This window comes from Natronosalvus amylolyticus, from assembly GCF_024298845.1.
Taxonomy (GTDB): Archaea; Halobacteriota; Halobacteria; order Halobacteriales; family Natrialbaceae; genus Natronosalvus; species Natronosalvus amylolyticus.
Window position 1 is genome coordinate 2969326 of record NZ_CP101156.1, and the last position, 24627, is coordinate 2993952.

Genomic DNA, 24627 nt, shown 5'->3' on the forward strand with positions numbered 1-24627 from the left:
ACAGGTGTCTGCTGCAGGCGTTCCCGTCTATGGATTCGCTATCGCGTTCCCTTGCCCTCGAGCGGCGACCAACGTGAGGCCGCCGAGACCGGCGAGCAACAGCGGCGGGACGAGCGCGAATCCGACGGAAAGACCGCCCTGTGCGCCTAGGAGGACGACGATGGCAAGGCCGGATAGCACCAGTCCGACGCCGAGTATCTGCAGGCCACGATACACGACTCGATCCATGACCGACGCCCCTTCCTGGCTCATACGTGTGGGGTGCGCCGAGGCAATTGTAAGCGTATCGACTCCGAGCACCAGATCACAGCCGTTATATGGTCCAGTGCGTAAGGACCTGCATGGCCAGTTTCGACGCCGCGGAAAACCGAACGCTCGAGAAGATGATCTGCATGCGCTGTAACGCTCGCAACTCCAAACGAGCCAAGCGCTGCCGAAAATGTGGCTACGCGAAGCTTCGCCCCAAAGCCAAAGAAGCCCGCGCGGCCTGATTTTCGGTTTCTCGTCTCTCGTTTCGACAGCGTTCTCGAGATCCTTCTATCGGGTGCCTGTTCACTCGAGCGACGCCTCCAGTCGAGGCGGGCTCAATCGATTCACCCCCGTTCAGAGATACGGGCGAAGTAGATCCCCGTCGTGTATCCGTTCGGGGAGCGATTCGAACCACCGAGCGTCGTGTATCGTCTCGCCGCGAACGCCGAGGCTCGAGACGTCTGGAATCGGGCCCGTCGCTGACGCGTCAAAAACGATGAACTGGGCGCTGAACCACGGTTCCTCGTCGGTTTCGTCGACGTACGTTTGCTCGAGGACGACCAGCGGGTGTTCGATGGTTGCCTCGAGCCCCGTCTCCTCGCGAACCTCGCGCCTGGCGGCGTCTCGAATCGATTCGCCCCCTTCGACCGCGCCACCGGGGAGAAACCAGCCGTCCGTCCACCCGTTTTTGATGAGGGCGAGTCGACCCGACCCGTCCGTTACCCGCGCTGCGGCGGTTCGTGCCGTCCCGTCCGTTGCCCAGGGCTCGAGGGCCTCGAGGTGGGGTGCCGGAAGGGCGAGCGTCTGTTGTTCCCGCGGCACGTCTCGGTTCTCGTAATCGTCTGGGTCGAGTGGGCTAGTGTCCGTCATTTCGAACCCGGAAAATCGGATTATTCGTCCGGATACTTCGGCTCTCGTTTCTCGGCGCGCTCGAGGGCCGTCTCGACCACGTCCCGAACGTCACCTTCGAAGACCTGTCCGTGGCCGGCGTACAGGCGTTTCACGCCGTCAGGCATGCGCTCGAGCAAACGCTCGATGCTCTCGATGAGGGTTTCGCGGGACTGGCCGGGCCGGTCGGTGCGGCCGAAACTGCCGTAGTCGAACGCCCCGTCGTCGTGGACGACGACGTCGCCGCTGAACAGCGTCGTTGCCGAGACCAGCGAGACGTGGTCGTCGGCGTGGCCAGGGGTGTAGACCACGTCGAACGTTTCGGTGCCGATTTCGAGGGTGTCGCCGTCGTCGATCGTCTCGGTGACGAGCGGATGCGGTGCGTAGCCGTACACCGCTTCGGGGTCGAACGCCTCGAGGACCGACTCGAGTTCGGCGACGTGATCGCCGTGCTGGTGGGTGAGGACGACGGCCTCGAGGTCGTCCGTCTGTGCGCTGATCGCGTCGACGACACCGGGCCAGGCACCGGCGTCGACGAGCGTGGTTCGCCCGTCGGTGACGAGAAAGGCGTTAGAGGTGAACGTCTCGGCGTCTGCGGTGACGTGGTGTACGTCCATACCTCGAGGTCGGTGGGTGGGAACAAAAACGCTGGCGTCCGGGCTGGCTGTGCGGTCTCGCCGTTGGACTTATTTTCCAGGCGCCTGTATGATCTCGTATGGGATTCGGGAGTTACGACGAATCCGAACAACGAGATGTGGACGCCGATTTTGACGAAGATAGTGCCGTCGAGTCCGCCGAAACGAACCACAACGGGAGTATCGAGTTCGAAAATGGTGCCTCGAGCGACGAGTTACTCGATCGACTCGAGGAGATCAAAGACGAATAGTGACGGCTCGTCGCCGTCCGAGCACGGGGCCGGACACATAACGCACTCTTTTGGATGAAACCCGGAACCAGAGCGCTCGGAATCGCCGAATCGTTCGACAGAGAGGCGAGACAGAGCACGCTCGCCGGTGCCGTCGTTCGAGCGGATGGGGTTCTCGACGGCGCAATCTTTGGCCAGTGTGCGGTTGGTGGCCTCGATGGGACCGAAGCAATCATCGATTGCTGGGACCGCCTCGAACGCCCTGACGTTCAGTATCTGTTCCTCGGCGCTATCGCGCCCGCGTGGTACAACATCCTCGACCTCGAGGCGATCGCCTCGGCGGTCGAACGCCCGGTCATCGCGGTCACCTTCGAGGAGAGTGACGGCCTGGAGGACGGGATTCGTGACGCCTTTTCGGGCTCGGAGCGAGCACGACGACTCGACCGGTATCGTGCGCTGCCCCCGAGACACCCGCTCGATCTCGACGGAGAGACGGTGTATTTTCGAGCCGTGGATCTCGAACGCGAACAGGCAGCCCGCGTGGTCACGTCGTTTGCCCGTCAGAGCGGTCGTCCGGAACCGATTCGGGTCGCTCGCGTGCTCGCACGGGCCGGTGACGGATTCGTGCGGTCGCTCGAGTAACATTTGTGCGGTCGCTCGGATACTATTCATTTGGTAGCTCGAGTTTGTGCGTTCGTCCGAGTGGGTTCGGGCGTGAGTGCCCACTCGAGGCTTGGAAAAGCACTAGTATCCCCGCGGCTGACTCCGGGTATGGACGAAAACACCGACAACGACGGAGAGATGGTCGGCCTCGAGGTATCGGGCTGTGAGCGATGCCCGGCGCTCGTCGACTCGCGCAACCAGATCGTCAACGGTACCGGGCCGACGGATGCCGACGTGTTGTTCGTCGGTGAGGGGCCGGGTGCGACCGAAGACGAACGCGGCGAGCCGTTCGTCGGGCGCAGTGGCTCCGTCCTCGACGAACAGCTCATGACCGTCGGACTCGACCGCGAGACGGTTCGCATCACCAATTGCGTCCGCTGTCGGCCACCCGATAATCGGGACCCGACACGCGAGGAACTGACGAACTGCCGAGGCTACCTCGAGACCGAAATCGAACGCCTGGATCCCGAGGTGATCGTGACGCTCGGAAAGGTGCCAAGCGAGCATCTCCTCGAGCGCTCTGTCGCAGTCACGAAGGAAACGGGAACGGTCGAAGACGTTCGTATCGGCGAAAAAACCCGACGAGTTCTTCTCTGTCTGCATCCGGCAGCGACGCTCTACGACCGGAGCCAGACCGACGCGTTTCTCGAGACGCTCGAGACCGCTGCGGACCTCGCTGACGTCGACGACGGCGAGCCCCGTTCGCAGGGACAGACACGTCTCGACGGCTACTGAAGGGCGTTCCCGTGTAAACGATTGTATAGTTGTATTCAAGATAATTACAAAGGCGATTGTTGCCGCTTTTATTCCAGCTATCATGTCCAGTATTTCGTGGAATTAGTGGTGGATTGTGCTGCTTTACCTACGGGCTGTGACTGGGTGTGTCATTATTTCTCGAGTCAATGGATGGCTATGTAGCAAACATAGAAACGCCTAAATGGTATCGTTCATAGTCTCATCCATGTCCGAGCAATCGCGGTGGACGAACAAGCGGCGGACGTTTTTGAAAGGTGCAGGGGTTACGGCGACGGCCGGACTCGCCGGCTGTCTCGGTGACCTGACAGGTGGCGACGACGGCGAAACGGTGTCGTGGGTCATGAACCCGGCCGAAGAGTCGATCGACATCGAGACGCAGTACCGCCCGCTTTTCAATTACCTCGAGGACGAGGCTGACGTCGAAATCGAAGGTATCCAGACCTCCGATTACAGTTCGACCGTGCTCGAGATGCAGCGTGGCAGCGGTGACTTCGCGGACACTTCGCCAGGTGCAGTGGCCCAGATTCCCGATGACATCGACGTCGTCGGGATGCGACTGGCCTTCGGTGCAGAGCAGTACTTCTCGATCATCGCGACGACGCCCGACAGCGATGTCGACTCGCTCGAAGACCTCGAAGGAAAACACGTCGCGACGGCTGGCTCGACGTCGGTTTCGGGAACGCTGTTCCCCATGCTGATGCTCAACCAGGCTGGACTCGACACTGGTGGTGCACCTGACGGCGACCCGGACGATTTCGAGTGGAGTCCGTCCGACCACGACACCGCTCGCGAACAGCTAATCGAGAACCCGAACGTCGATGCTGCAGGTGCCGGCGCGTTCTCGCTGGCTCACCATATCCCGCAGGAACAGTTCGACGAGATGTCCCAGGACTTCGTCGACATCTCTGTCGAGTACGGCGATGCTGGAACGCGAGATCCCGAACTCCAGCTTCTCGGCGTTTCCGACCCGATTCCGCGTGCTCCGATCGTGGTTCGGTCGGACTGGGACGACCCGATTCGCGAGGAACTCGAGGAACTGATGCTCGAGGCCGAACCCGAGAACTTCGAACACGACCCCGAGGAACTCGTCGACGAACTCGGACTCGACCCAGAAATCCTCGACGCCGACCCAGATGACATGACGGACGAACAGCTCGAGGACCTCGAGACGTTCGAAGACCACGAACTCTGGTTCAACGGCATCGAGCCAGCGACACACGACGATTATCAGCCTGTCGTCGACCTGCTCGACGACCTCGGTCTGAGTCCAGAGGATATTTAATCAGACACTCGCCTATTCACGATTTAGTTTCAATGTCTCATGTCGTAGTCGACGGGCTTACCAAACAGTACGGTGACGTGACGGCGCTCGATGAGGTCTCCTTCGAGATCCCGTCCGGCGAGTTCGTCATCATCCTCGGCGTCTCCGGGTCGGGGAAATCCACCCTGTTGCGCTGTATGTCCGCGTTGACACAACCGACCAGTGGGGAGATCCGCATCGACGACAGGCCGATGGTTGCACCGCGTCCAGAAGTGGCGATGATTTTCCAGCAACACAACATTATCGGCGACCTGTCGGCGTATTCGAACGCTCTCTCGGGGGGAATGAATCGCAGTGGCTTCTTCGAAAGCCTGCTCCAGTTGCAGGATGACGACGAAAAGTATCGGGCCCTCGAGGCGCTCGATACCGTCGGCCTCCTCGAGGAATCGACGCAGAAAGCCCGTCGCATGAGCGGTGGACAACAACAGCGAGTGGGCATCGCCCGTGCACTGGTACAGGAACCAGAGGTTCTACTCGCCGACGAACCGGTTGCGAGTCTCGATCCGGGGAGTGCACAGGACGTGATGCAGTATCTTCGGACCGCTTCGGTCGAACGCGACCTGACGACGTTTATTAGCTTACATCAGGTCAACATCGCTCGCAAGTTCGGCGAGCGATTTATCGGGCTTCGAGATGGCCAAAAAGTGTTCGACGGCTACCGCGACGAACTCTCCCTCGACGTGATCGACGAAATTTACGGCGATATCGATACGGAGGGGATGTTCGTCGACGGTGACGCCAGCGGGGACACAACGGAGGCGTCACCGTGAGCCGAGAGGAGTCGCCGGCCACGGACGGTGGCACGGTCACCGACGGTTCACAGTCTGTCGAACGGGATCCACGACTCGTCGAACAGTTCGAGACGATACGACAGACCCGCCGGCGTCGAGCGATCGGTGGGGCGATTATTATCTCGTTCCTCGGCTATCTCTTCGTACAGGGGCTGGCAGCGATCAACATCTTCACCGAATACTTCAACTGGGGCTTCTTCGGTGAATCGCTGCGCAACTACTTCCCTCTGACCGAGTATGCGGTCGGGATTTCGTTCATCGACTTTGGTCGGTACTTCTCGTTTATTACCGACCGAAATCTACTGTTCGACCCGGAAATCGGTGGGCTGCTCTTTAGCTGGACGCCGGACTTCTATGCCTTCTTCATCCAGGAGCTCGGCCTCTTTTCGATCTTCGGCCAGGCAGGTGTCACGCTCGCGATGGGTGCCGTCGGCACGATCATGGGCTTCCCGTTCGCCCTGCTCTTCGGTGTCCTCGGCTCCGAGCGCGTGACGCCGTTCCCCTTCAACTTCATCTTCCGTGGCTCGATGTCGTTCATCCGCGCGATTCCGGCGCTGGTGTGGACGCTCATCTTCATCCCGCTTGCCGGTCTCGGACCGGTCTCGGCGACGTTCGCGATCGCCGTCGACACCGTCGGGAACCTGGGTCGGCTGTTCGTCGACGAACTCGAGGAGATCGAAGACGGCCCGATCGAAGCGATGCAGACGACCGGGGCGAGTAAGCCACAGATAATCGTCTTCGGCATGTTGAGCCAGGTAAAGACCTCGTTTATCGCCTGGACGTTATACATCCTCGAGATCAACGTCCGCATCGCGGTCACCGTCGGTGTGTACGGGGCTGGCGGGCTCGGACAGGTCGTCGAAGTCCAACAGAACCTGCTCAACTGGTCGAACACGATGGCGACGCTGATGTGTATCTTCGTGTTGATCATCTCTGTCGAACTGTTCAGCCAGCGCCTGCGTGCTCGACTCCGCTCCGACGAGGAGAAAATGAGCTGGCGCGAACTGATCGTCGGGTTCCCCAAGCGGATGGGCGACTCGATAATGAAATAAGACTCTTCTCCCGTTTTTGCGACGCTTGTGACGGTAGTAATTGACTTACCCCTCGAACGCACAGCCTCGAGTATGGAACCTACGGCTGTTTCCGAACAGGAACTGGCGTCCGTCGCCATCGTCGACTACGGGCTTGGGAACCTCCGCAGCGTCACTCGCGGCCTCGAGCGCGCCGGTGCGAGCGTCGAAATTACCGAAGACCCCGATGACTTCCGTGCGGCAGACGGCGTCGTCCTGCCGGGCGTCGGGGCCTTTCGCGAGGGGGTCGAAAACGCCGACCCACTCCGCGAGGATCTGCTGGCGGTCGCCGAGCGCGGCCAACCGCTCTTCGGTATCTGTCTTGGAATGCAGATGCTGTTGACGACCTCCGAGGAGGCCGAAACGGCGGGCGACGCCGCAGTGACCGGCCTCGATCTGATTCCGGGGACGAACGTCCGCTTCGCCGAAGGGCAAAAGGTGCCACACATGGGCTGGAACGAACTCGCGGTCGAACGCGATCATCCACTGGTCGAGGGTGTCGATGGGGAACATGCCTACTTCGTCCACTCGTATTACGCGGTTCCTGACGACGAGGCTGCGACGGTCGCGACGACCGACTACGACCGTCAGTTCCCTTCCATCGTCGCAAACGAGGCGGGCAACGTCTTCGGGACGCAGTTCCATCCAGAAAAGAGCGGTGAGACGGGACTCCGGATTCTGCGAAACTTCGTCGAAATCTGTGCGGACACAGCGTAGTCTCTCGAGGCAGTGAATCATCGGGTCTGCCGCCGTCTCTTACCGGTGATTACCAATACCGGGTCGGCAATCGCCGAGAAAACGTTACAGCAGACCGTATCAGCTGAAAGCGTTTGCTTGGCCTTCTCAAACGACTGCAGTCGTGGGATTTCTCTCTCGAGGTCGAGTCGTTCTCGACACCGATCGAGTTTCTCGGGGCTTCAACTCTGGGCCGAATGTGTGTTTCGACGTCGTACGGACACTGCTTGTTGTAGACGTCGACGAACCCGTTTTGGACGATTCCGCGCTCGAGTGAGTCGTCCGTGACCCATGGGTATGCGTCAACGAGCTATTCCGTGGTCGTTTCAGCGATCAGGTCACAGTACGGGTTCCAAATTATCGATGTGCCCTGATCGCCCGAACGACCCTGTTGGGAAGTGGCCAGCCAGCGACGAACTTGCCCTCGTTGACGAGCACGAGGAGGTGATCGCGTTCTGCCACGTTCGGGAGGCGGTCACGTTCGACGACCAGTTGGTCGACGGTTTGTCCACCTTCCTCGAGCAGGATGACGACGTGGCGACCGTCGACGATTCGATCGACAGTGCCGATGTAGGTCTCGTAGGGAGTGGCGGGCAGGTGATCGTCGATGTCGATAGCAGATAGATCACTTCCCGCCGACGATGCGTGGTTACTCGCTGTCGTGTCAGGGTTCTCGGTGTCGTCTCGGGTAGCGCCCGTGGCACCGGCGAACCCGAGACCGGTTACGAGGGTGGCGAGGGTTCCGAGTGCGGTTCGTCGCGTCGTCAGTGGCTGTCGTGCCATGGACGCTCTGGCCGCCCTATCGCATTTAAAATCCGACCTCACTCGATTGCCGGTTCCCGGGGGCTCGAGTAACCGGACGTACTCGAACCACCTATGGCAGTCAACGGTATCCCACAGCCCGGATTCGGCACCTCCGGTCACGACGACGACACGTGCGTCGAAAGCGTCGAACGCGCCCTCGAGGTTGGCTATCGACACGTCGATACGGCACAGATGTACGACAACGAAGAACTGGTCGGCGAGGCCCTCGAACGCGTGGACCTCGACCGCGACGACGTCTTTTTGGCGACGAAAGTACACCCCTCGAACCTCGCGTACGAAGACGTCCTCGAGTCGACGGAGGTGAGCCTCGAACGACTCGGCGTCGAAAGCGTCGACTTGCTGTACGTCCACTGGCCGACCGACGCCTACGACTCTGCGGAAACGTTGCCCGCGATGGACGAGGTGGTCGACCGGGGACTGACACGGCACGTCGGCGTGAGCAACTTTACGATCGAGTTACTCGAGGAGGCCCGTTCGATTCTCGAGGCACCCATCGTGGCCAATCAGGTGGAACTGCACCCCCGACTTCAGCAGCCCGAACTGGTCGACTACGGGCGCGAACACGACATTACGACGGTCGCGTACTGCCCGGTCGCACAGGGGTCGGTGGCCGATATCGACACGCTTAGAAAGATTGCTGCAACCCATGGAGCGACGCCGTTCCAGATCGCACTCGCCTGGCAGCACGCTCGAGAAGGCGTCGTCCCCATTCCGAAAGCGACGGGGGCACACATCGAGGAGAATTTCACGGCGTCCGAGATCGAACTTACGGAGGCCGAACTCGAGGCCATCGAAGGGCTGGACCGGGGTGAACGACTCATCGACCCCGAGGCGGCTGCCTGGAATCAGTGAGCGTTGCCTGGCGTCTCTCGAGACTGGCTTCGTTCGGATATGGTGCGAGTTGAGACAGTGAAATGACAGCTCTTCATCCAAACATGATATATAGAATGTGTCCGTATAGCATGTGTATCTTCCATGGAGTGGCAGTCGACGCCGTATAGCCTGTTGCTCTTTCTGGCGGGCGGTACCTCGCTATTGTGGGCGCTGTACGGACTCAGAATACGTCGAAGCGACGGCCCGAAGCCCTACGTCACGACGTTCATCGTGCTGTCGGCTGCCGTCGCCGTCTGGGCGGTGAGCTACGGATTTCAACTCGCGATACCGACTCTCGAGGGTAAGCTCATCGTCTACAGTCTCTTACACGTTGGTGGCGTTCTCGTCCCGCCGGCGTGGTTTGCATTCGCGATGACGTACACTGGGAGGGACGACTGGTTGACGAAGCCAATCGTCGCCGGACTGCTCGTCGTTCCGTTGTCGCTGTTGATCGCGATTCCAACGAACCCGTATTCGCTGGCGTTGACGGATGTCACGCTCGAGATGCAGGGATCGATAACCGTCCTTTCCGTGACGACTGGGCCGTTATATCTCCTGTTTTTGGGCTATTCGTACGTTCTGTTGCTGGCTGGGCTTGCACTGATCGTATTCGACACGGTTCGTTCGCCGGGACCGATCAAACGTCAGGGTCTCTTGCTCATGACCGGTGCGAGCGTGCCGTTCGTGGTAAACGTACTGACCGTGTTGGATCTCCCGCCCCTGGGAATTGTCGGTATCAACCTCACGCCCGTCTCACTCGCCCTCTCGTCGGTTCTGTTCGGGATTGCTGTCGTCCGGTACCGGCTGTTGGATTTGCAACCGATAGGCTGGGATGTCGCGATGGCACAGATGGAAGACGGTATCGTGATTCTCGACACGGCCGAACGCGTGGTCGATCTGAACCCTGCAGCCAAACGGCTACTCGGGGATCGTACGCCTGTCGTTGGTCTCGACGCCGAATCTGTGCTCCCCTCCTACGAACGGTTGGCGTCGGGTGAGCCGGTTTCGATGCAGGTAACGGAATCTGACGGAAACGATCGAGTGGTCCAGTTGACCAGATCGCGCCTCGCGAACGCTGACGCCACCTACGGATGGGTCATCGTGTTCCAGGACGTGACCGTCCTCGAGCAACAGCGACAGCAACTTATCCGGCAAAACGAACGCCTCGACGCCTTCGCCAGAGGCGTTTCTCACGACCTTCGCAATCCGCTGACGATCATCGATGGCTACGCGAGGCTGGCCGAGGAGACTGGGGAGCCACAACACTTCGACGAAATACACGAGACTGTTTCCCACATGAGTACGTTTCTGGAAGATTTACTCACTCTTTCACAGCAGGGGCAGACGGTGACAGACCCGCAGCCGATATCACTCGAGTCGGTCGTTCGTGGCGCTGCAGACGCCCTTTCCGAACACGACCTCGAGGTCCGGCTTCAGGCGGATGCCGTTATTCTGGCTGACCGAAAACGGCTTCGACAGGCCCTCGACAATCTGTTTCGAAACGCCTGCGATCACAGCGAGGGGTCGGTGGTCGTCGACGTTGGGTTGCTCGAGAACGGGTTTTTCGTCGAGGATGACGGCCCCGGTATCGACGACGACGCGCTCGAAACGGTCTTCGAAACAGGATATTCGACACGGAAAGCGGGCACCGGATTCGGATTGGCCATCGTTCGAGATATCGTCGACGCCCACGGGTGGGCAATCGAAGCCACTCGTGGTGTCGGCGGTGGGGCACGGTTCGAGATTATCGGCGTCGAAACGGAGTCAACACTCGAATCGAAGTATTAAAGGCCGATTCGCGGGGAGTTATCCACAGGAATGATCGAGGTACCTCTCCAGACAATCGACAACATCATGCTCGAGTTGCACATGGGACACGCGCTCATCGGGCTGCTCGTGCTGGCGATTCTCGGGACGCTGCCGCTGAAGTCGATGAAAATCATGGGGCTGAATCTGATGCTGGTTGGCTCACTGTTCGTGTTGACGCCCGTTAGCACCACCGGCGACATGGTTATCTTCCGGCTGATCGGCGTCGCGCTGGTGATGGTCGGTCCGATGCTGTATTTCATCGGCCGATAACGCACGCGCTCAGCTTCTCGCTTCTCGAAGTCGCCGTATTCTCTCTCTCTCGCGCTCGGAGTCGGATCGATAGCCGGTTCGATCGACAACGGACGCCCTTTGCAGCGCACGTTACTCGATACCCTCGAGCAATACCGTCTGCGCTCGAGTGACTACAGTAACCGCTATCAGTCGTCGCCCGATCAGTCGCTATCAGCCATCACTCGATCAGTCGCTATCAGTCGTCACCCACCAGATTCTCGTACCGAGCGCCGGTCTGTTTCAACGTGGCCGTCGAATACAGTCGCTCGTGGGTAACCGGGAGATACTCGCCAGCCAGTTCATCGATTTTCTCGTCGACAGCGGCCTCATCGCGGCCGTGGATCATCGTAAACAGGTTGTAGGGCCACTCGAGGTCGGGTCGACGGGGCCGGTGATAACACAGCGTGACGTACGGTAACGAACCGACCCGCTCGCCCCACTCGTCGAGTTTCTCGTCGGGGACGTCCCAGACGACCATGCAGTTCGCGTCGAAGCCGGTGACCACGTGATTGACGATACAGCCGATGCGTTTGATACAGCCGTCGTCTTGGAGACTGGTGATGGCTTCGATCACCCTGCCCACCTCGACCGACTCGGAGAGGCGACTCTCGAGGGAATCAGCCACGTCTCGATAGGGTGTCTTCGTGAGTGGGAATCCGTCTTGAATCTCGAGTAAGAGCGCGGCGTCGAATGCCGAGAGGTCACCGGCGGCGTCCTCGCTGATGCGGGTTGCCGAGGCGTCGGTGCCGCCTTGGAGGGTCGTGGCGTCGCCGCCTTCGTGTTCTGTGGATCGTCGATCCGTGCCCTCGCGGGCGAAACTGTCGCTGTTGACGACCGGGAACTCGAGGTCGATGTAGTAGTCGGTGAGCATCGGGAGCACGAGGACGGTACAGCCGGTTTCGGCCTCGATTTCGGCGATGATGTCGTCGCGCGTCTCTCGAGAGCCAGCGGTTACGACGAACCACATGTTCCACTCGTGATCTCGAGCGTAGTTGTGGTTGACCTGCTGGTATCCGTTGATAACCTCGGCGATGTCGTCGAAGCGGTCCTCGGGGGCTTTGACGGCCGCTAGCGTCGACGACCCGATCACTGGCGGGTTGAGGACGGCACCGAACCGCCGAAAGACGCCCTGCTCTCGAAGCCGTTGTACGCGCTCGAGGGCGTCGTCTTCCTCGATCTCGAGGGCTTCACCAAGCGCACGAAACGGACGTTCCTCGATCGGAAAGCCGCTCTGGTAACCGTCGATGATCGCGGCGTCGATCGCGTCGATACCCTCGCGCCAGTCGCCTGGGTCCGACCGCGTCCGGGAACTCATTATCGGGGCTAGGGACGGTCCCTACCTATCCCTTTCGGGTTTTGCATCGGTTGGTCATGTACTCGAACGCGATCACCAACGACGAATTCGACAGGGGGATTATCCCCATGCAGTACGAATGAACCGATAGCTATGACCCGAATTGAAGTCGTGACACTGGACGAATCGGAGCGTGCATCGCTGCTCGATAACGGCGGAACCGGCGTCCTGTCGTTTTCGACCGAGGGTGACGAACCGCCGCGGACGATTCCGGTTTCGTACGGCTACGACGCCGTGACGTCGAACTTTTACTTTCGACTCGCGACGAGTTCGGAGTGGCCCGCCGACGAGTTCGACGGTCACGCGGTGTCGTTCGTCACCTACGACGTCGACGACGGCTGGTGGAGTATCATCGCGAAGGGTCGCCTCGAGGACATCGAACACGAGGATGTCGCCACGGAATCGTTGGACGCCCTCGAACGGGTCGAAATCCCGTTGATCGACATCTTCGGGACGCACCCGCGCGAAATCGACTTTAGCTTCTGTCGACTCGATCCGACGGAGTGTACGGGTCGCCACGAGGCCAGCACCTCGCTGTGAGACGATTTACCGACGTTTCTTCCCGGTGAGTGTCGACCCGGTACGGGCAATCATTGGTCAAAAGGTGCACCAAACCGGATGCATCGCGTGATTGGAACGAACTCGTTAGCACACTCGATCGGCGCGTTACCGCCACGCGTGTCGGCTGCGTAGCGAGGAGTCTCTGTTATTTCCCTCACCGCAAACGGGACGCTTTTGGCCCGTCCGTCCCAACCCCGTGATATGGCCCAGGCTACCCAGGAATTCGGCGAGTGGCCGCTGAAACGCCTGCTGACTGAACTCGTCGGCTCCGGCCCGAAATCGGCCGACGACATGAACCGCGAACAGGCTCGAGAGGCGTTCGGGCGTATTCTGGCCGGCAAGCCGGATCACACCACGCTCGGCGCGTTCTGGCTGGCAAACCGGTGGAAGAAGAACACGCCCGAGGAACTGGCGGCGTTTTCGGACGTCATGCGAGAAGAGAGCGTCGTCACGGCCGAACCCGACTGTGACCCCGTCGACTGTGGCGCGAACTACGACGGCAAACACACTTCAGCCGTCCTCGGCGTGGCCTCGGGCGTCGTCGCCGCCGCAGCGGGCACTCCCGTCGTGACGCACTCGGGCGACCGCGTCCCGACCCAGAAGGCGACGGCGTACAAACACGTCCTCGACGAACTCGGCGTTCGGACGGAACTCGAGCCCGAATCGTCGGCGCGGATGGTCGACGAAACCGGCTTCGGCTTCTACTACCAGCCGAATTTCAATCCCGGTATCCACGCGCTGTACGACCGACGCGACCAGATGGGCGTTCGAACGTTCGTCAACACAATCGAGACCGTCGCCAATCCGGCCAACGCCGACGTCCACCTCGGCTCGTTCTACCACCTCGCGTTCGCGAAGAAAATGTGTGACCTCGTCGCCGAGAGCGAGGCACTCAGTTACAGCCGCGTCCTGATGTTCCAGGGGATGGAAGGCTACGACGATATCCGTCCCGGTTACACCAAAGTCGCAGACTGGTGCGAGGCGCCACGGGCCTCGGAAGGGGCGAGTGGTGACTTCGACGACTTCGAAATCGAAACGGCCGAGTACGGCATGGACATGGAAAGCGAGGATCTGGCGGTCGAGGACGTGACGGCCGACTCCGCGGCGATTACCGAGGCCGTTCTGGCTGGCGAGCGCGACGACCACTTCGCCGACGCAGTCGCCCTCAACGCCGCCTTCCGAATGTTCGCTCGTGACGACGTCGCCGATCTCGAGGCGGGCCTCGAGCGCGCTCGAGACGTCATCGCTGACGGGAGTGGCGAAGCGGTCCTCGAGGATCTGCGGGCGTTTTAACCACCCGTACTCCACCAGGCGTTGACGCCTGCGTCGAATCTGGCAACCACAATCGCTCCGTCTCACCCGTTCAGGCGCGACGAACCACTGACGGAACCGCTCCTCGCTCACTTTCTCTGGTTGTTACCCATCCCGGTCCTCGAGGTGCTGCGCTCTCCGGTCACGTCGTCGCTTCCCGCGGGCAGCATCATCTTTCGGGAGGCACGTCCCATATTGAGCGAGGCTGTCCCTGACTGGGGCTGGAACGGGAATCGAGTGCGGGACGTCTTCGGCTCGGACGAGGTGCCCTTCTACCTGTACGGTGTCCAGGACGGCTCGAGTGCCATCGGTTGTGAAATGATAGAGGAAGTGGCGATACCGTTCATCAATCGCCATCACTGTCACCTGGGGAGGCTGATGGGGTGCAGCGATATCGACGTCGGCGACACACAACAACTTTCCAGCCTGACTCACACAGTGGGACGAACAGCGCGGACACCGACCTGGATGGCGGCCTCGACCGAGATACCGATAGGAATGACCGCAGGCAAAGCAGGTCACCCGTTTGCTTTCATTCACGCACTCTCCTCCTCGGTTCCGGCGTCGAGTATTTCGCGATATCGGCTTCGAATGGTTACCTCGCTCACGTTTGCGGCTTCCGATACGACGGACTGCGTTACGTGATCGTTCGTCAAGCGACCGGCTGCGTACAGGGCGCTCGCTGCAACACCGACGGGATCTTTCCCGCTGTGAACGCCGTGTTCGATCGCGTTTTCGAGCAACTCCTTTGCCCGCCGTTCGGTTTCGGTCGTACAGGAAATTTCAGATCCCAATCGTGTCAGGTACTCCAGTGGGCTCGTTGGCGGAATTTCGAGTTCGAGTTCACGAGACAGGTATCGATAGGCCCGTTTGATTTTCAGATCATCGACTCGACTCACTGCGGCAACTTCGTCGATTGGACGGGGAATTCCTTCGAGTCGGGAGGCCGCATAGAGCGACGCTGTTGCCATCCCTTCGATCGATCGTCCGGGGAGGAGTTCGTTGTCCAGCGCTTGCCGATACAGGACACTCGCCACTTCTCGAGCTTGCTCCGGGATGCCCAATGCGGATGACATTCGATCGATCTCGCCCAGCGCCTGTTTGAGGTTGCGATCACGGGAATCTCGGGTTCGAAACCGTTCATCCCACGTCCGAAGCCGGGCCAACTGTTGGCGCTTTTCACCTGTAATCGTTTGCCCATAGACGTCTTTGTTTTTCCACCCGATCGTCGTCGAGAGCCCGTTGTCGTGCATCCGTTGTGTGGTTGGTGCACCGGTTCGGGATTTCTGTTCACGCTCGTCAGCAGTGTAAGCGCGCCATTCGGGTCCTGCATCGATTTCCTGTTCGGCGACGATGAGACCACAATCCGCACACACCAGATCTGCTTCGTCCGGATCGTGAACGATCGGCCCGCCACATTCCGAACAGCTGACAGCCAGGTTTGCCTGTGATGGCTTGGTTCGTTCTTGCCTACCGTGTACAGACCGACGCTCACGCATCAAATACCACCTCTCCGTTCGAACACATCCTTTCAACACCTGCTTTCGGTGGCCCGCTCGATGATCGCCAGCAACCAGTACTGACGACTATCTGGGTTCGTGGTTGGCACCGCCCCTCTCGAAATCTTCCGGAGTACACGTCAGACGTAAGGTAACTCATACCAAGTCATTCCAACGCCAGATATGTAAGTGTTATCAGTTGTTAAAATTGGTGCAAGACTTTTAGAGTAACCATTATTGGTTTCTCCTCTCTCGCTCGAGCCACCGCCCAGGGCTGGGAGTGGTTGTCGGTCGAGTGGGATCCCTGTCGACCTCGTAGTCTCGAGACCACCACTGTTTTCACCTCCCCGCCCGTCGGGCGCAGTATGGCAAATCCCACAGCGACGCTGCACACGAGCGAGGGAGATATCACGGTCGAACTGTTCGAGGAGAAAGTACCACGGACGGTCGGCAACTTCCTCGGGCTCGCAACGGGCGAGCGCGAGTGGACGGACCCGGAGACTGGCGAGCGCGTGACCGACCGACCGCTGTACGACGACGTCATCTTCCACCGGATCATCGAGGGCTTCATGATCCAATGTGGCGATCCGACAGGCACCGGCCGCGGCGGCCCTGGGTACACCTTCGACGACGAGTTCCACGACGACCTGAGCCACGATGGCCCCGGAACCCTCTCGATGGCCAACGCCGGCCCCAACACTAACGGCTCGCAGTTTTTCATCACGCTCGATGCGACCCCGCACCTCGACGGCCGTCACTCCGTCTTCGGTGAAGTCACCGACGGCATGGACGTCGTTCGAGAAATCGGCTCCGTCGACACCGACGGCAACGACAAGCCGCTGCAGGATGTCGTCCTCGAGTCGGTCTCCGTCGACCGCTAGAATCCCCGTCAGCGCGTTTTCCCGAAACGTCTCGAGAGTACGGAGAGACATCTCGTATTGCGACCGGAGGAACACCGTGTCTCGAGACCAGCAGACAGCCGCCTCGAGCCGTCATCGATTTTCAGGACTCAGGAGAGATGCTCGAGCAGGCCGTCGACGAGGTCGTCGAAGTCCGGATTCTCGCCGGAGCGGACCCACTTGTGGGTGACGAAACCGTCGGCGTCGAGGACGAAAATGCTCCGCCTCGCAGCCTCGATGGAGCCGTACAGGTCGGGTCTGACAACGTCGTACTTGTGGATTACCTCGTGGTTCCAGTCGGCCAGTATCGGGAAGTTCAGATCTTCCTGTTCGATCCAGACGTTCTGGGCGAACGGGAGGTCGACGCTGATGCCGTACACCTGCGCCTCGAGCTCCTCGAACGCGTCCATCGAATCCCGAAAGGCACACATCTCGTCGGTACAGCCGCTGGTGAACGCGGCTGGATAGAACGCGAGCACGACTGGCCCGTCTTCGAGGGCGTCAGAGAGGGTGAACTCGGTGATGTCGTTGTAAGTGGTCCCACCGGCTTTCGGGAGCGTAAAGTCGGGTGCGCGGTCGCCAATCGAAACCATACGGCCTAACGGGCGGCCCCCGGCTTAGCTTTCCGGTCCCCGGCAACAGTTTTTCTGCGTTTCAGACGCGTGAGCGTGGCCCCTCCAGCGAGCGCCTTCGATACGCTCATGGTGGCCCCGTGACGTGCCTCGAGTATGCAGGTAATCGTCCACGGAGGCGCTGGGAGCACGCCGGATGAACCCGAACCACGACAGGCCGTCCTCGACGAGGCGGCGAACGCGGGTGGGACGGCCGAGACACCGGTCGACGCCGTCGAGGCCGCGATTCACGTCCTCGAATCGTCACCCCGGTTCAATGCGGGCGTCGGCGGTGCGGTCCAGAGCGACGGGGTTGTCAGGACGGACGCGTCGATCATGACCGACGACCGGTCGGTCGGCGCGGCGTGCTCGATGCCAGGTGTCGAACACGCCGTCAGCGTCGCGCGGGTAGTGATGGAAGAGACGCCACACGGGTTCGTCTCGGGGGAACACGCCGTCGCGCTCGCCGAGGCGTACGGGGTCGAGACGGCGGTCGATCTCTGGTCGGATCGCACTCGAGAGCAGTGGGCCGACCTCGAGGTACCCGAGGGCGACGTTGAGACCCAACTCGAGTGGATTCGTGACCAGTACGGCCGGAGCGACCCTGATGGCCGGGACGAGGAGTCCGACGGTGTGGGTGACGAACACGACCACGACACCGTGGGCGCGGTCGCCTTCGACGGCGAGTCGCTCGCGGCGGCGACCTCGACGGGCGGTCGCTGGCTCGCCCTGGCCGGCCGCGTCGGCGACGTGCCACAGGTCGGCTCCGGCTTCTATTGCTGTCCGGCCGCGGGTGTGAGTGCGACCGGTGCGGGCGAAGACATCGCTCGAGTGACCCTCTCGAGGCGCGTCGCTCGTCACGTCGAGCGAGGGCTGGATGCGGGGGCGGCAGCGGACCTCGCCATCGAGGAATTCGGCGAGTTGACTGGCTCGAGCGCGGGCGTCATCGCCATCGACTCGAGCGGGCGATTGGGGTCGGCGTTCAACAGCGATGGGATGCAGACGGCACGATACGACACCACCGACCTCGAGTTGACCGAGTGAACGGCTTCCTCGAGCGGTTTCCTTGTGCTACAGGCATTGTCGAATTGATATAGCTGTTGTAGCATATACTATAACTTTTGTGGTATTTACTCCCGATACTGTATTATTTTGGTCTAAAAACACAACTAAATTAATAGCTACACAATATCGTTGAGCTATTATATCACTACTGAGGTGCTGGCTACGGACTCGGCACACTTTCTGTCGTTTCTGCACGCGAATTGTGGTTTTACTCGTGCAGTACCTCGAGCACGCCGTCGGTGTCGGCGGGGACCGGTTCGGGGTCACGGCCCGCGGCGGCGGCCGCGTCGGGGTCTTTGAGCAGGTGGCCGGTGGTCAGGCAGGCGACGCGCTCGTCACTACTCACGACTCCCTGCTCGCGGAGTTTCCGGAGGCCGGCGACGGACGCCGCGGAGGCGGGTTCGACGCCGATCCCTTCCTCGGCGAGGTCGCGCTGGGCGGTCGTAATCTCCTCGTCGGAGACGGCGATCGCCGTCCCGCCGGTTTCGCGGATGCCGGGCAACGCTTTCGGTGCGTTGACCGGGTTTCCGATTCGAATCGCCGTGGCTTTCGTCTCGACTGACTCCCAGCGCCGAACTTCGTCGGCCCCGTTCTCGACGGCTTCGACCATCGGGGCCGCCCCCTCGGCCTGGACGCCGGTCAGTTTGGGGACCTCCTCCGGCGTCAACTCGCCCGCCTGCACCAGTTCGCGGAAGGCTTTGTACAGCGCCGAGGTGTTACCAGCGTTGCCCACGGGAAGGACGATGCGATCCGGCCAGGCTCCGTAATCGTCTCGGAACCCCTCGAGGATTTCGAGGCCGATGGTCTTCTGACCCTCGAGTCGGAACGGATTCAGCGAGTTGAGCAAGTAGACTTCGCCGCGGCCGGCCAGTTCCTGTACGATGTCGAGACAGCGGTCGAAGTTGCCGTCCACCTCGAGGATGCGCGCGCCGTGTAAGCTGGCCTGAGCGATTTTGCCGGCGGCGACCTTGCCCGCTGGCAACAACACGAGCGTCTCCATCCCACCGCGCGAGCCGTAGGCGGCCAGGGCGGCGCTCGTGTTTCCGGTCGATGCACAGGCGAGTCGGTCGACGCCGAGTTCGCGGGCGACGGCCACGCCGACGGTCATCCCGCGGTCTTTGAAACTCCCCGTCGGATTCATCCCCTCGTGTTTGATTCGGAGGGCTTCGACGCCGATGTCAGTCTCGAGGCGGGGCACCCGGTACAGCGGTGTGTCGCCCTCCTGGGTGGTGACGCCTTCCTCGAGGGGCAGCGCGTCGGCGTAGCGCCAGACGCCGGTGCCCGAGAAGTCATCGAAGGTCGGTAACTCGTCGTACCGGACCTCGAGCAAGCCGTCACAGGCATCACAGGTGTACCGGACGGATTCGAAGGGAGCGAAGGTCTCGCCACACTCGATACACTCGAGCCAGGTGCCGTCGACGGCAGCGGCGGGTGCTGGCTGGGACTCTCCAGTGAGGGCGAGCGGGGATGGGGAACGATCGGGCTGACTCATTATCCGCCGGGAGGGGAGGCAGAGCCAAAAGTGGGGTGGTTGTCGTGGATGTTGCCAGCAGACTCGATATCGAGCGCGCCGACCTCGAGTGCAGGGGACATTCGAACCGACCTCGAGTGCTTGGAGGTTCGGTAGGTCTTGGGCCGAACGCTCGTTAATTTGCTGTAGAACCGTCGAACTCGTCGATCACGCCGTGAACCTGTTCGGTCCAGGCGTCCAGTGCCTCGTGTAACATCGTCTTCGCCTCGGGCAAGGCGATAGCCGTGTACTGGTAGATGTAGCCACCGCCGTCGAGCAGCCGACGGTCGCGGGTGGCGAGGCCGCGGTCGACTAACGTCGATAGCGAGCGGTTGACCGTACTCCGGTCGCGCTCGAGTACCGACGCCAGTTCTTCGATGGTACTGCCCGGATAGTCGAGCAAAACGAGATAGGTTCGCGTCTCGTGATCTTCGATCCCGAAGACACAGCTCAGGACGTTCCGGAACGGCGGGTTCGATTGCTCCATCAACTCCCCGAGTCGGTGTTGTGGTTTCTCAGACATCGGTGCTGGCTCGCTATTGGAGTGCCGGTCTCAAAACTCCACCCCCCGAGCCGGTGCCGTAGTCGTCACGATGTGTACTGGCCGAGTTCTGCCGCCTCGGCCCTGGAGAGTCGGACTCGACCCGTGAAACCGATATACAGTCACACAAAACCGAACTGTCTCGAGTGCGATAACGTGCCCACCACTCGCCATCGGTCAGGCTTCTTCGGCCGCGTACCCCATCTTTCGAATACACGTTCGCATCTCGTCCGGACGGTCGTGTCGGTGCAGTCGCGTTGGCGTGTCACAGTAGTAGATACCGTCGTCGTATCGAAGCGTCACGTCGTGTTCGTTGCCCATGGTTTCGACGGTGACGACGATACGCCGTCCCTCGTGCATCGCCTCCAGAATCGCATCAGTCGTGAGGTCGCCGGCCGAGATGTACAGTGGAGCTCCCATTGTCACCTCTTTTGCCCGGTGAAAAAAGTAACTTCGTTCCCGTTACTCGCGTTCGCCGGCACCCAGCGCGCTTTCGCCGACCTTGCTGTGCCCGTCGATCAGTTCCTGTCCGTCCATGTACGGGCGGAGCGCTTCGGGAACCGTCACCGTCCCGTCCTCGTTCTGGTAGTACTCGAGGACTGCCACCATCACGCGGGGCAACGCAAGCCCCGAAGCGTTGAGCGTGTGGAGGTACTCCGCCGATTCGTGGCGCTCGGGCCGGTAGCGAAGCCCGGCACGGCGGGCCTGGAACGCCTTGAAATTCGAAGCACTCGAGACCTCGAGCCAGCGGCCGCCTTCGTCGGGGCCGTCGTCCATATCGTCGGCGGGGGCCCACACCTCGATGTCGTAGGTCTTCGCACTCGCGAACGTCAGGTCGCCGGTGCAGAGTTCGAGGATGCGGTATGGGAGCCCGAGCTGTTTGAGGACTTCTTCGGCCTCCCCGAGCAGGGTCTCGAGGCGATCGAAGCTTGTCTCCGGTTCGACGAAGTTGACGAGTTCGACCTTGTTGAACTGGTGGACGCGAACGATACCGCGCGTTTCGGTGCCGTGTTCGCCGGCCTCGCGACGGAAGTTCGGGGAGTACGCCTGGTGTTTCAGCGGGAGGTCGTCTTTCAGGAGGATTTCCTCGGCGTACATGTTTGTGACGGGTACCTCTGCGGTCGGACAGAGCCAGAGGTCGTCGTCCTCGTAGTCGTCCTCGTTACTCCCGCCGAGTCGATAGGCGTCGTCGGCGAACTTCGGGAGCTGTCCCGTCCCGCGCATCGACGTGCTTTTGACCGGAACGGGTGGGAGCACGTCGACGTACTCCTGTTCGCGGTGGACGTCCAGCATGAACTGGATGAGGGCGTGTTCGAGTCGTGCACCGTCTCCCTTGAGGAAATAAAAGCCAGCGCCGGTGGTCTTCGCGCCACGAGCTTCGTCGATGATGTCGAGCTCCTCGCCGAGATCGTAGTGGGGGACGACGGTATCCGGCAACTCACGGATGTCCTCGAAGCCCCAGCGGCGATGTTCGACGTTGTCCGATTCGTCCGCGCCGACTGGCACGCTCTCGTCCGGGAGCTGTGGAAGTTCGAGCATGGCTTCCTCGAGTTCGGCCTCGAGTTCGTTCGCTCGGCTTTCGACCGCCTCGATCTCGGTTTTGAGCGATTGTGAGCGCTCGATGGCTTCCTGGGCGGCTTCCTCTTCCCCGGCCTGTTTCAACTCGCCGATTTTCGAGCTGACTTCGTTTCGCTGGTGTCGAAGGTCGTCACCGCGGGCTTTCAACTCGCGCCACTCTTCGTCGGCGTCGAGAATCCGCTCGAGGTCGACGTCCGCGCCTCGGTTCTCGAGGGCGGTACGGACCCGCTCGGGGTTCTCGCGTAGTATCGTCCGGTCGATCATTGCCCGAGGGTTCTCTGTGGCGGGCAAAAACCGTGTCGGATGTGTGTCAGTGGTCGCCATTCGATAGGCCGGTGCCTCCTCAAGCGCTAACCCATAACACGAAGCCGACAACCGCTATCGGTTCAGGCCACGAGGCGATAGGGGTCTCCAAACCCGAAGGGACTCGTGAAAACCGAATACGGGTATTCGGATGCACCACTCGACGGTTGGGAATACGACGGGAGCGCTCAGGCAAGCGGGAAACGTTTTTTTCCACGGGGTGGGTGGGTACGGGTATGGACCCACTCGCGGACGAGGCACCGTCGACGCCGATCGAGTACGAACCGGTCAGCGTCAAGGACGTGTTGATCGAAATGAAAGACACCGCAGAGCTGTTGATCGATCTCGCGTATTCTGCCGTGCTTCACCGAAACGAGGACCTCGCGAGGGAAGTCGTCCGTCTCGAGGCGCGTATGGACCTCCTCGAGATGCGAGCCCGGATGAGTCTCATGATGGCTGCCAGAAATCCCGACGATGCCGAACGACTCGCGCCGGTGCTCGGAATCGTCGCCGCGGCGGGACAGATCAGCGACGCTGCCGGCGACATCGCCAAAGTGGTCCTCGAGGATATCGGACTGCCCGAAGCCATGCGCGCGGCTATCCCCGAGGCCGTCGAAACCCTCGTCAGGGGCATCGTCGTCCCGGAATCGGACTACACCGGTCACACGCTCAAAGACATCAACCTCGAGTCCGAAACGGGTGTTCGAGTTATCGCCCTGCGACGCGGTGACGACTGGTTGCTCAACCCCGGACCGGAGACGACCATCGAAGCCGACGACGTCGCGTTCCTTCGCGGGCCGGATATCGGTATCGACGAGGTGTACGAGGGAATGACTGGTACGGTCCACGAGCCCCCAGTTATCGAAGCACAGCCCATCCCCGACCTCGAGCGCGCCGTCGACACCATCGTCCACATGAAAAACCTCTCCGAACTGGCCGTCGACCTCGCTTACAGCAGCGTGCTGTTCGACAGTGAAGGGCTTGCCGAGGAGGTCGGCAACCTCGAGGTCGAAGTCGACGCCCTCGAGTCCCGATTCGAGGCATGGACGCTCCAGGCGGCTGCAGACGCCGAGGACCCGGTAACGCTCCGTGGACTCATCCACCTCGGCAGCGCGACGGAGGTCATCAGCGACGCGGCAATCGGGATCAGCGAAGGTGTCTTGCGCGACATCGAGGTCCATCCGGTCGTTCGGATGGCCGTCGAGGAGAGCGACGAGATTATCTCTCGTGTCGAAGTCGAAGCCGGCAGCACACTCGACGGCCGGGCGATTCTCGAGGGCGTTCCCGACACCGAGACGACGATGTCGGTCATCGCTATTCGTCGCCCCGATGAGGGCTGGTTGCTGGTCGGAGATGCTGACGAGACCGCATCGGCTGGTGACGTTCTCATCGCGAAAGGAACTCGGACGGCTGCCGCCGAGTTCGAGGATCTGGCTCGAGCCTGATTTTTCTCGGTCCGTGCGGATGTAACGCACACTGACCGAACACTATTTAGGGTTCCTCGAGACGACCCAATATGGTATCCCCCGAACGGGTTCGACGGGCTTACGACGACCTCGCCGACGTGTACGCCGCCCAGCGGTCCGAAGACGGTCCCAGTCTGGCGATTCTGACGGAGTTTATCGACGGCCTCGACGAGCCGACGGTCATCCTCGACGCGGGCTGTGGCCAGGGAACCCCGGTGTTGGCCCGGCTAACCGAGTCGACGACGGCTGTCGGCCTCGATTTCTCTCGCGAACAGCTTCGATTGGCGAGTCAAAACGCCCCCGAGAGCGCGCTCGCTCAGGCCGATATGACCGCCCTCCCGTTCGAAGCCGGCAGTTTCGACGCCGTCGTCGCTTACTGGTCGCTGATTCACGTTCCGAACGCGGCACAGCCGCTGATGCTCGAAGAGTGCGCTCGCGTGCTTTCGCCCGGTGGCCGAATCCTGGTCTGTGATGGGACAAACGAGTGGGCGGGCGAGAACCCCGACTGGCTCGATAGTGGCGTCGAGATGGAGTGGGACATCGCCGGCGCGTCGACTACCCGGAGGCAACTCGAGGACGCGGGCTTTTCGATCACGGAACGGTGGGCCATCTCGCAGGACGTTGAATCCAACGGTGATGAGAAAGTGTCCCTCGATCCGGACGACCCAGACGAGGTCGACTATCCGTGGACGTTTTTGGCCGCCACGTTCGAAGGGTAACTTCGCTCGAGGAAGGGCGGGTTCGGTGAATTTGAGTTGGAATAGTGTTACACTGTACCATCAATCGTCTAACA

29 protein-coding genes are annotated in these 24627 nt (G+C 61.1%); 17 read left to right on the forward strand and 12 right to left on the reverse strand.

All coding sequences use genetic code 11. From position 1 onward, the window contains the following. Nucleotides 1-27: 27 nt before the first annotated feature. Nucleotides 28-252, reverse strand: a complete 225-nt coding sequence (locus tag NLK60_RS13900; protein ID WP_254808371.1) for a hypothetical protein — start codon at nucleotides 250-252, stop codon at nucleotides 28-30. Between the two features lie 89 nt (nucleotides 253-341). Here NLK60_RS13900 and NLK60_RS13905 point away from each other — a divergent pair, with 89 nt between their 5' ends. Next, nucleotides 342-491: a 50S ribosomal protein L40e gene (locus tag NLK60_RS13905; protein WP_254808372.1), complete on the forward strand. Its 150-nt coding sequence runs from the start codon at nucleotides 342-344 to the stop codon at nucleotides 489-491. Between the two features lie 112 nt (nucleotides 492-603). Here the strand turns inward: NLK60_RS13905 and NLK60_RS13910 are convergent, their stop codons facing one another. Then, nucleotides 604-1119 carry an NUDIX hydrolase gene (locus NLK60_RS13910; protein ID WP_254808373.1) on the reverse strand — a complete coding sequence of 172 codons (516 nt, stop codon included), beginning with the start codon at nucleotides 1117-1119 and terminating at the stop codon, nucleotides 604-606. 20 nt (nucleotides 1120-1139) lie between these two features. Then, entirely contained in the window at nucleotides 1140-1754 is a 615-nt protein-coding gene (locus tag NLK60_RS13915; RefSeq protein ID WP_254808374.1) for an MBL fold metallo-hydrolase, read from the reverse strand. 98 nt (nucleotides 1755-1852) lie between these two features. On the opposite strand from NLK60_RS13915, the gene NLK60_RS13920 reads away from it, so the two are divergent. From NLK60_RS13920 to hisH, 7 genes are all read left to right on the forward strand, one after another. After that, nucleotides 1853-2023, forward strand: coding sequence for a DUF5786 family protein (locus NLK60_RS13920; RefSeq protein WP_254808375.1), 171 nt, complete (start codon nucleotides 1853-1855; stop codon nucleotides 2021-2023). Between the two features lie 54 nt (nucleotides 2024-2077). After that, the gene (locus NLK60_RS13925) at nucleotides 2078-2644 is read left to right on the forward strand and encodes an endonuclease dU (RefSeq protein ID WP_254808376.1); all 567 of its coding nucleotides are present in this window, start codon (nucleotides 2078-2080) and stop codon (nucleotides 2642-2644) included. 129 nt (nucleotides 2645-2773) lie between these two features. After that, the gene (locus NLK60_RS13930; RefSeq protein ID WP_254808377.1) at nucleotides 2774-3400 is read left to right on the forward strand and encodes a uracil-DNA glycosylase; all 627 of its coding nucleotides are present in this window, start codon (nucleotides 2774-2776) and stop codon (nucleotides 3398-3400) included. Between the two features lie 226 nt (nucleotides 3401-3626). Next, nucleotides 3627-4703 carry a substrate-binding domain-containing protein gene (locus NLK60_RS13935; RefSeq protein WP_254808378.1) on the forward strand — a complete coding sequence of 359 codons (1077 nt, stop codon included), beginning with the start codon at nucleotides 3627-3629 and terminating at the stop codon, nucleotides 4701-4703. A gap of 32 nt (nucleotides 4704-4735) precedes the next feature. Continuing rightward, complete coding sequence (locus NLK60_RS13940; RefSeq protein ID WP_254808379.1) at nucleotides 4736-5512, forward strand: phosphonate ABC transporter ATP-binding protein; 777 nt, start codon at nucleotides 4736-4738, stop codon at nucleotides 5510-5512. Then, nucleotides 5509-6585: a phosphonate ABC transporter, permease protein PhnE gene (phnE, locus tag NLK60_RS13945; RefSeq protein ID WP_254808380.1), complete on the forward strand. Its 1077-nt coding sequence runs from the start codon at nucleotides 5509-5511 to the stop codon at nucleotides 6583-6585. Before NLK60_RS13940 ends, phnE begins: the two co-directional genes overlap by 4 nt. Before the next feature lie 72 nt (nucleotides 6586-6657). Beyond that, on the forward strand, nucleotides 6658-7320 hold the full coding sequence (gene hisH / locus NLK60_RS13950; RefSeq protein WP_254808381.1) for an imidazole glycerol phosphate synthase subunit HisH: 663 nt from the start codon (nucleotides 6658-6660) through the stop codon (nucleotides 7318-7320). Between the two features lie 375 nt (nucleotides 7321-7695). Here hisH and NLK60_RS13955 read toward each other — a convergent pair whose 3' ends face one another. Next, nucleotides 7696-8121, reverse strand: coding sequence for a DUF3006 domain-containing protein (locus tag NLK60_RS13955; protein WP_254808382.1), 426 nt, complete (start codon nucleotides 8119-8121; stop codon nucleotides 7696-7698). A 93-nt stretch (nucleotides 8122-8214) separates the two neighbouring features. Between NLK60_RS13955 and NLK60_RS13960 the strand changes: the two genes are divergently transcribed. From NLK60_RS13960 to NLK60_RS13970, 3 genes are all read left to right on the forward strand, one after another. Beyond that, entirely contained in the window at nucleotides 8215-9015 is an 801-nt protein-coding gene (locus NLK60_RS13960; RefSeq protein ID WP_254808383.1) for an aldo/keto reductase, read from the forward strand. A 123-nt stretch (nucleotides 9016-9138) separates the two neighbouring features. After that, nucleotides 9139-10824, forward strand: coding sequence for a histidine kinase N-terminal 7TM domain-containing protein (locus tag NLK60_RS13965; RefSeq protein WP_254808384.1), 1686 nt, complete (start codon nucleotides 9139-9141; stop codon nucleotides 10822-10824). A gap of 30 nt (nucleotides 10825-10854) precedes the next feature. Next, nucleotides 10855-11115, forward strand: a complete 261-nt coding sequence (locus tag NLK60_RS13970; protein ID WP_254808385.1) for a DUF8006 family protein — start codon at nucleotides 10855-10857, stop codon at nucleotides 11113-11115. Between the two features lie 217 nt (nucleotides 11116-11332). On the opposite strand, the gene ahbB is transcribed toward NLK60_RS13970, so the two are convergent. After that, the gene (ahbB, locus tag NLK60_RS13975; RefSeq protein ID WP_254808386.1) at nucleotides 11333-12451 is read right to left on the reverse strand and encodes a siroheme decarboxylase subunit beta; all 1119 of its coding nucleotides are present in this window, start codon (nucleotides 12449-12451) and stop codon (nucleotides 11333-11335) included. A gap of 132 nt (nucleotides 12452-12583) precedes the next feature. On the opposite strand from ahbB, the gene NLK60_RS13980 reads away from it, so the two are divergent. Together NLK60_RS13980 and NLK60_RS13985 are read left to right on the forward strand one after the other, a co-directional pair. Continuing rightward, a complete protein-coding gene (locus NLK60_RS13980; protein ID WP_254808387.1) occupies nucleotides 12584-13030 on the forward strand; it encodes a pyridoxamine 5'-phosphate oxidase family protein in 447 nt (148 codons plus the stop codon). Nucleotides 13031-13252: 222 nt separating this feature from the next. Continuing rightward, nucleotides 13253-14344: an anthranilate phosphoribosyltransferase gene (locus NLK60_RS13985; protein WP_254808388.1), complete on the forward strand. Its 1092-nt coding sequence runs from the start codon at nucleotides 13253-13255 to the stop codon at nucleotides 14342-14344. 123 nt (nucleotides 14345-14467) lie between these two features. Here the strand turns inward: NLK60_RS13985 and NLK60_RS13990 are convergent, their stop codons facing one another. Continuing rightward, complete coding sequence (locus NLK60_RS13990; protein ID WP_254808389.1) at nucleotides 14468-14719, reverse strand: hypothetical protein; 252 nt, start codon at nucleotides 14717-14719, stop codon at nucleotides 14468-14470. Between the two features lie 179 nt (nucleotides 14720-14898). Then, entirely contained in the window at nucleotides 14899-15861 is a 963-nt protein-coding gene (locus NLK60_RS13995) for a transcription initiation factor IIB (protein WP_254808390.1), read from the reverse strand. Nucleotides 15862-16226: 365 nt separating this feature from the next. On the opposite strand from NLK60_RS13995, the gene NLK60_RS14000 reads away from it, so the two are divergent. Continuing rightward, the gene (locus NLK60_RS14000) at nucleotides 16227-16742 is read left to right on the forward strand and encodes a peptidylprolyl isomerase (protein WP_254808391.1); all 516 of its coding nucleotides are present in this window, start codon (nucleotides 16227-16229) and stop codon (nucleotides 16740-16742) included. A 128-nt stretch (nucleotides 16743-16870) separates the two neighbouring features. Here the strand turns inward: NLK60_RS14000 and NLK60_RS14005 are convergent, their stop codons facing one another. Further along, the gene (locus NLK60_RS14005; protein WP_254808392.1) at nucleotides 16871-17353 is read right to left on the reverse strand and encodes a redoxin domain-containing protein; all 483 of its coding nucleotides are present in this window, start codon (nucleotides 17351-17353) and stop codon (nucleotides 16871-16873) included. A 135-nt stretch (nucleotides 17354-17488) separates the two neighbouring features. Here NLK60_RS14005 and NLK60_RS14010 point away from each other — a divergent pair, with 135 nt between their 5' ends. Next, nucleotides 17489-18415 (forward strand): isoaspartyl peptidase/L-asparaginase, encoded by a 927-nt coding sequence (locus NLK60_RS14010; RefSeq protein ID WP_254808393.1) that lies wholly within the window; start codon nucleotides 17489-17491, stop codon nucleotides 18413-18415. 229 nt (nucleotides 18416-18644) lie between these two features. Here the strand turns inward: NLK60_RS14010 and thrC are convergent, their stop codons facing one another. The 4 genes from thrC to serS all read right to left on the reverse strand — a co-directional run bounded on the left by thrC (nucleotide 18645) and on the right by serS (nucleotide 22329). Continuing rightward, a complete protein-coding gene (gene thrC, locus NLK60_RS14015) occupies nucleotides 18645-19928 on the reverse strand; it encodes a threonine synthase (RefSeq protein ID WP_254808394.1) in 1284 nt (427 codons plus the stop codon). Nucleotides 19929-20082: 154 nt separating this feature from the next. Beyond that, a complete protein-coding gene (locus tag NLK60_RS14020) occupies nucleotides 20083-20469 on the reverse strand; it encodes a helix-turn-helix domain-containing protein (RefSeq protein WP_254808395.1) in 387 nt (128 codons plus the stop codon). A gap of 195 nt (nucleotides 20470-20664) precedes the next feature. Next, nucleotides 20665-20907 carry a DUF8001 family protein gene (locus NLK60_RS14025; RefSeq protein WP_254808396.1) on the reverse strand — a complete coding sequence of 81 codons (243 nt, stop codon included), beginning with the start codon at nucleotides 20905-20907 and terminating at the stop codon, nucleotides 20665-20667. 42 nt (nucleotides 20908-20949) lie between these two features. Next, nucleotides 20950-22329 carry a serine--tRNA ligase gene (gene serS / locus NLK60_RS14030; RefSeq protein WP_254808397.1) on the reverse strand — a complete coding sequence of 460 codons (1380 nt, stop codon included), beginning with the start codon at nucleotides 22327-22329 and terminating at the stop codon, nucleotides 20950-20952. Nucleotides 22330-22604: 275 nt separating this feature from the next. On the opposite strand from serS, the gene NLK60_RS14035 reads away from it, so the two are divergent. Then, the gene (locus tag NLK60_RS14035; RefSeq protein ID WP_254808398.1) at nucleotides 22605-23813 is read left to right on the forward strand and encodes a potassium channel family protein; all 1209 of its coding nucleotides are present in this window, start codon (nucleotides 22605-22607) and stop codon (nucleotides 23811-23813) included. Between the two features lie 71 nt (nucleotides 23814-23884). Beyond that, nucleotides 23885-24553 (forward strand): class I SAM-dependent methyltransferase, encoded by a 669-nt coding sequence (locus NLK60_RS14040; protein WP_254808399.1) that lies wholly within the window; start codon nucleotides 23885-23887, stop codon nucleotides 24551-24553. Nucleotides 24554-24627 lie beyond the last annotated feature (74 nt).

What these genes read in the sequence shown, in the direction of transcription:
- NLK60_RS13910 (WP_254808373.1), bottom strand. Translation starts at nt 1,119, where the DNA reads ATGACGGACACTAGCCCACTCGACCCAGACGATTACGAGAACCGAGAC.
- NLK60_RS13930 (WP_254808377.1), top strand. Translation starts at nt 2,774, where the DNA reads ATGGACGAAAACACCGACAACGACGGAGAGATGGTCGGCCTCGAGGTA.
- NLK60_RS13940 (WP_254808379.1), top strand. Translation starts at nt 4,736, where the DNA reads ATGTCTCATGTCGTAGTCGACGGGCTTACCAAACAGTACGGTGACGTG.
- NLK60_RS14025 (WP_254808396.1), bottom strand. Translation starts at nt 20,907, where the DNA reads ATGGGAGCTCCACTGTACATCTCGGCCGGCGACCTCACGACTGATGCG.
- NLK60_RS13995 (WP_254808390.1), bottom strand. Translation starts at nt 15,861, where the DNA reads ATGCGTGAGCGTCGGTCTGTACACGGTAGGCAAGAACGAACCAAGCCA.
- NLK60_RS14035 (WP_254808398.1), top strand. Translation starts at nt 22,605, where the DNA reads ATGGACCCACTCGCGGACGAGGCACCGTCGACGCCGATCGAGTACGAA.
- NLK60_RS13965 (WP_254808384.1), top strand. Translation starts at nt 9,139, where the DNA reads ATGGAGTGGCAGTCGACGCCGTATAGCCTGTTGCTCTTTCTGGCGGGC.
- serS (WP_254808397.1), bottom strand. Translation starts at nt 22,329, where the DNA reads ATGATCGACCGGACGATACTACGCGAGAACCCCGAGCGGGTCCGTACC.
- NLK60_RS13960 (WP_254808383.1), top strand. Translation starts at nt 8,215, where the DNA reads ATGGCAGTCAACGGTATCCCACAGCCCGGATTCGGCACCTCCGGTCAC.
- NLK60_RS13920 (WP_254808375.1), top strand. Translation starts at nt 1,853, where the DNA reads ATGGGATTCGGGAGTTACGACGAATCCGAACAACGAGATGTGGACGCC.
- NLK60_RS13985 (WP_254808388.1), top strand. Translation starts at nt 13,253, where the DNA reads ATGGCCCAGGCTACCCAGGAATTCGGCGAGTGGCCGCTGAAACGCCTG.
- NLK60_RS14005 (WP_254808392.1), bottom strand. Translation starts at nt 17,353, where the DNA reads ATGGTTTCGATTGGCGACCGCGCACCCGACTTTACGCTCCCGAAAGCC.
- NLK60_RS13980 (WP_254808387.1), top strand. Translation starts at nt 12,584, where the DNA reads ATGACCCGAATTGAAGTCGTGACACTGGACGAATCGGAGCGTGCATCG.
- ahbB (WP_254808386.1), bottom strand. Translation starts at nt 12,451, where the DNA reads ATGAGTTCCCGGACGCGGTCGGACCCAGGCGACTGGCGCGAGGGTATC.
- NLK60_RS13925 (WP_254808376.1), top strand. Translation starts at nt 2,078, where the DNA reads ATGAAACCCGGAACCAGAGCGCTCGGAATCGCCGAATCGTTCGACAGA.
- hisH (WP_254808381.1), top strand. Translation starts at nt 6,658, where the DNA reads ATGGAACCTACGGCTGTTTCCGAACAGGAACTGGCGTCCGTCGCCATC.
- NLK60_RS14040 (WP_254808399.1), top strand. Translation starts at nt 23,885, where the DNA reads ATGGTATCCCCCGAACGGGTTCGACGGGCTTACGACGACCTCGCCGAC.
- NLK60_RS13905 (WP_254808372.1), top strand. Translation starts at nt 342, where the DNA reads ATGGCCAGTTTCGACGCCGCGGAAAACCGAACGCTCGAGAAGATGATC.
- NLK60_RS13915 (WP_254808374.1), bottom strand. Translation starts at nt 1,754, where the DNA reads ATGGACGTACACCACGTCACCGCAGACGCCGAGACGTTCACCTCTAAC.
- NLK60_RS13900 (WP_254808371.1), bottom strand. Translation starts at nt 252, where the DNA reads ATGAGCCAGGAAGGGGCGTCGGTCATGGATCGAGTCGTGTATCGTGGC.
- NLK60_RS14020 (WP_254808395.1), bottom strand. Translation starts at nt 20,469, where the DNA reads ATGTCTGAGAAACCACAACACCGACTCGGGGAGTTGATGGAGCAATCG.
- NLK60_RS13955 (WP_254808382.1), bottom strand. Translation starts at nt 8,121, where the DNA reads ATGGCACGACAGCCACTGACGACGCGACGAACCGCACTCGGAACCCTC.
- NLK60_RS13990 (WP_254808389.1), bottom strand. Translation starts at nt 14,719, where the DNA reads ATGGCGATTGATGAACGGTATCGCCACTTCCTCTATCATTTCACAACC.
- NLK60_RS14000 (WP_254808391.1), top strand. Translation starts at nt 16,227, where the DNA reads ATGGCAAATCCCACAGCGACGCTGCACACGAGCGAGGGAGATATCACG.
- NLK60_RS14010 (WP_254808393.1), top strand. Translation starts at nt 17,489, where the DNA reads ATGCAGGTAATCGTCCACGGAGGCGCTGGGAGCACGCCGGATGAACCC.
- NLK60_RS13970 (WP_254808385.1), top strand. Translation starts at nt 10,855, where the DNA reads ATGATCGAGGTACCTCTCCAGACAATCGACAACATCATGCTCGAGTTG.
- NLK60_RS13935 (WP_254808378.1), top strand. Translation starts at nt 3,627, where the DNA reads ATGTCCGAGCAATCGCGGTGGACGAACAAGCGGCGGACGTTTTTGAAA.
- thrC (WP_254808394.1), bottom strand. Translation starts at nt 19,928, where the DNA reads ATGAGTCAGCCCGATCGTTCCCCATCCCCGCTCGCCCTCACTGGAGAG.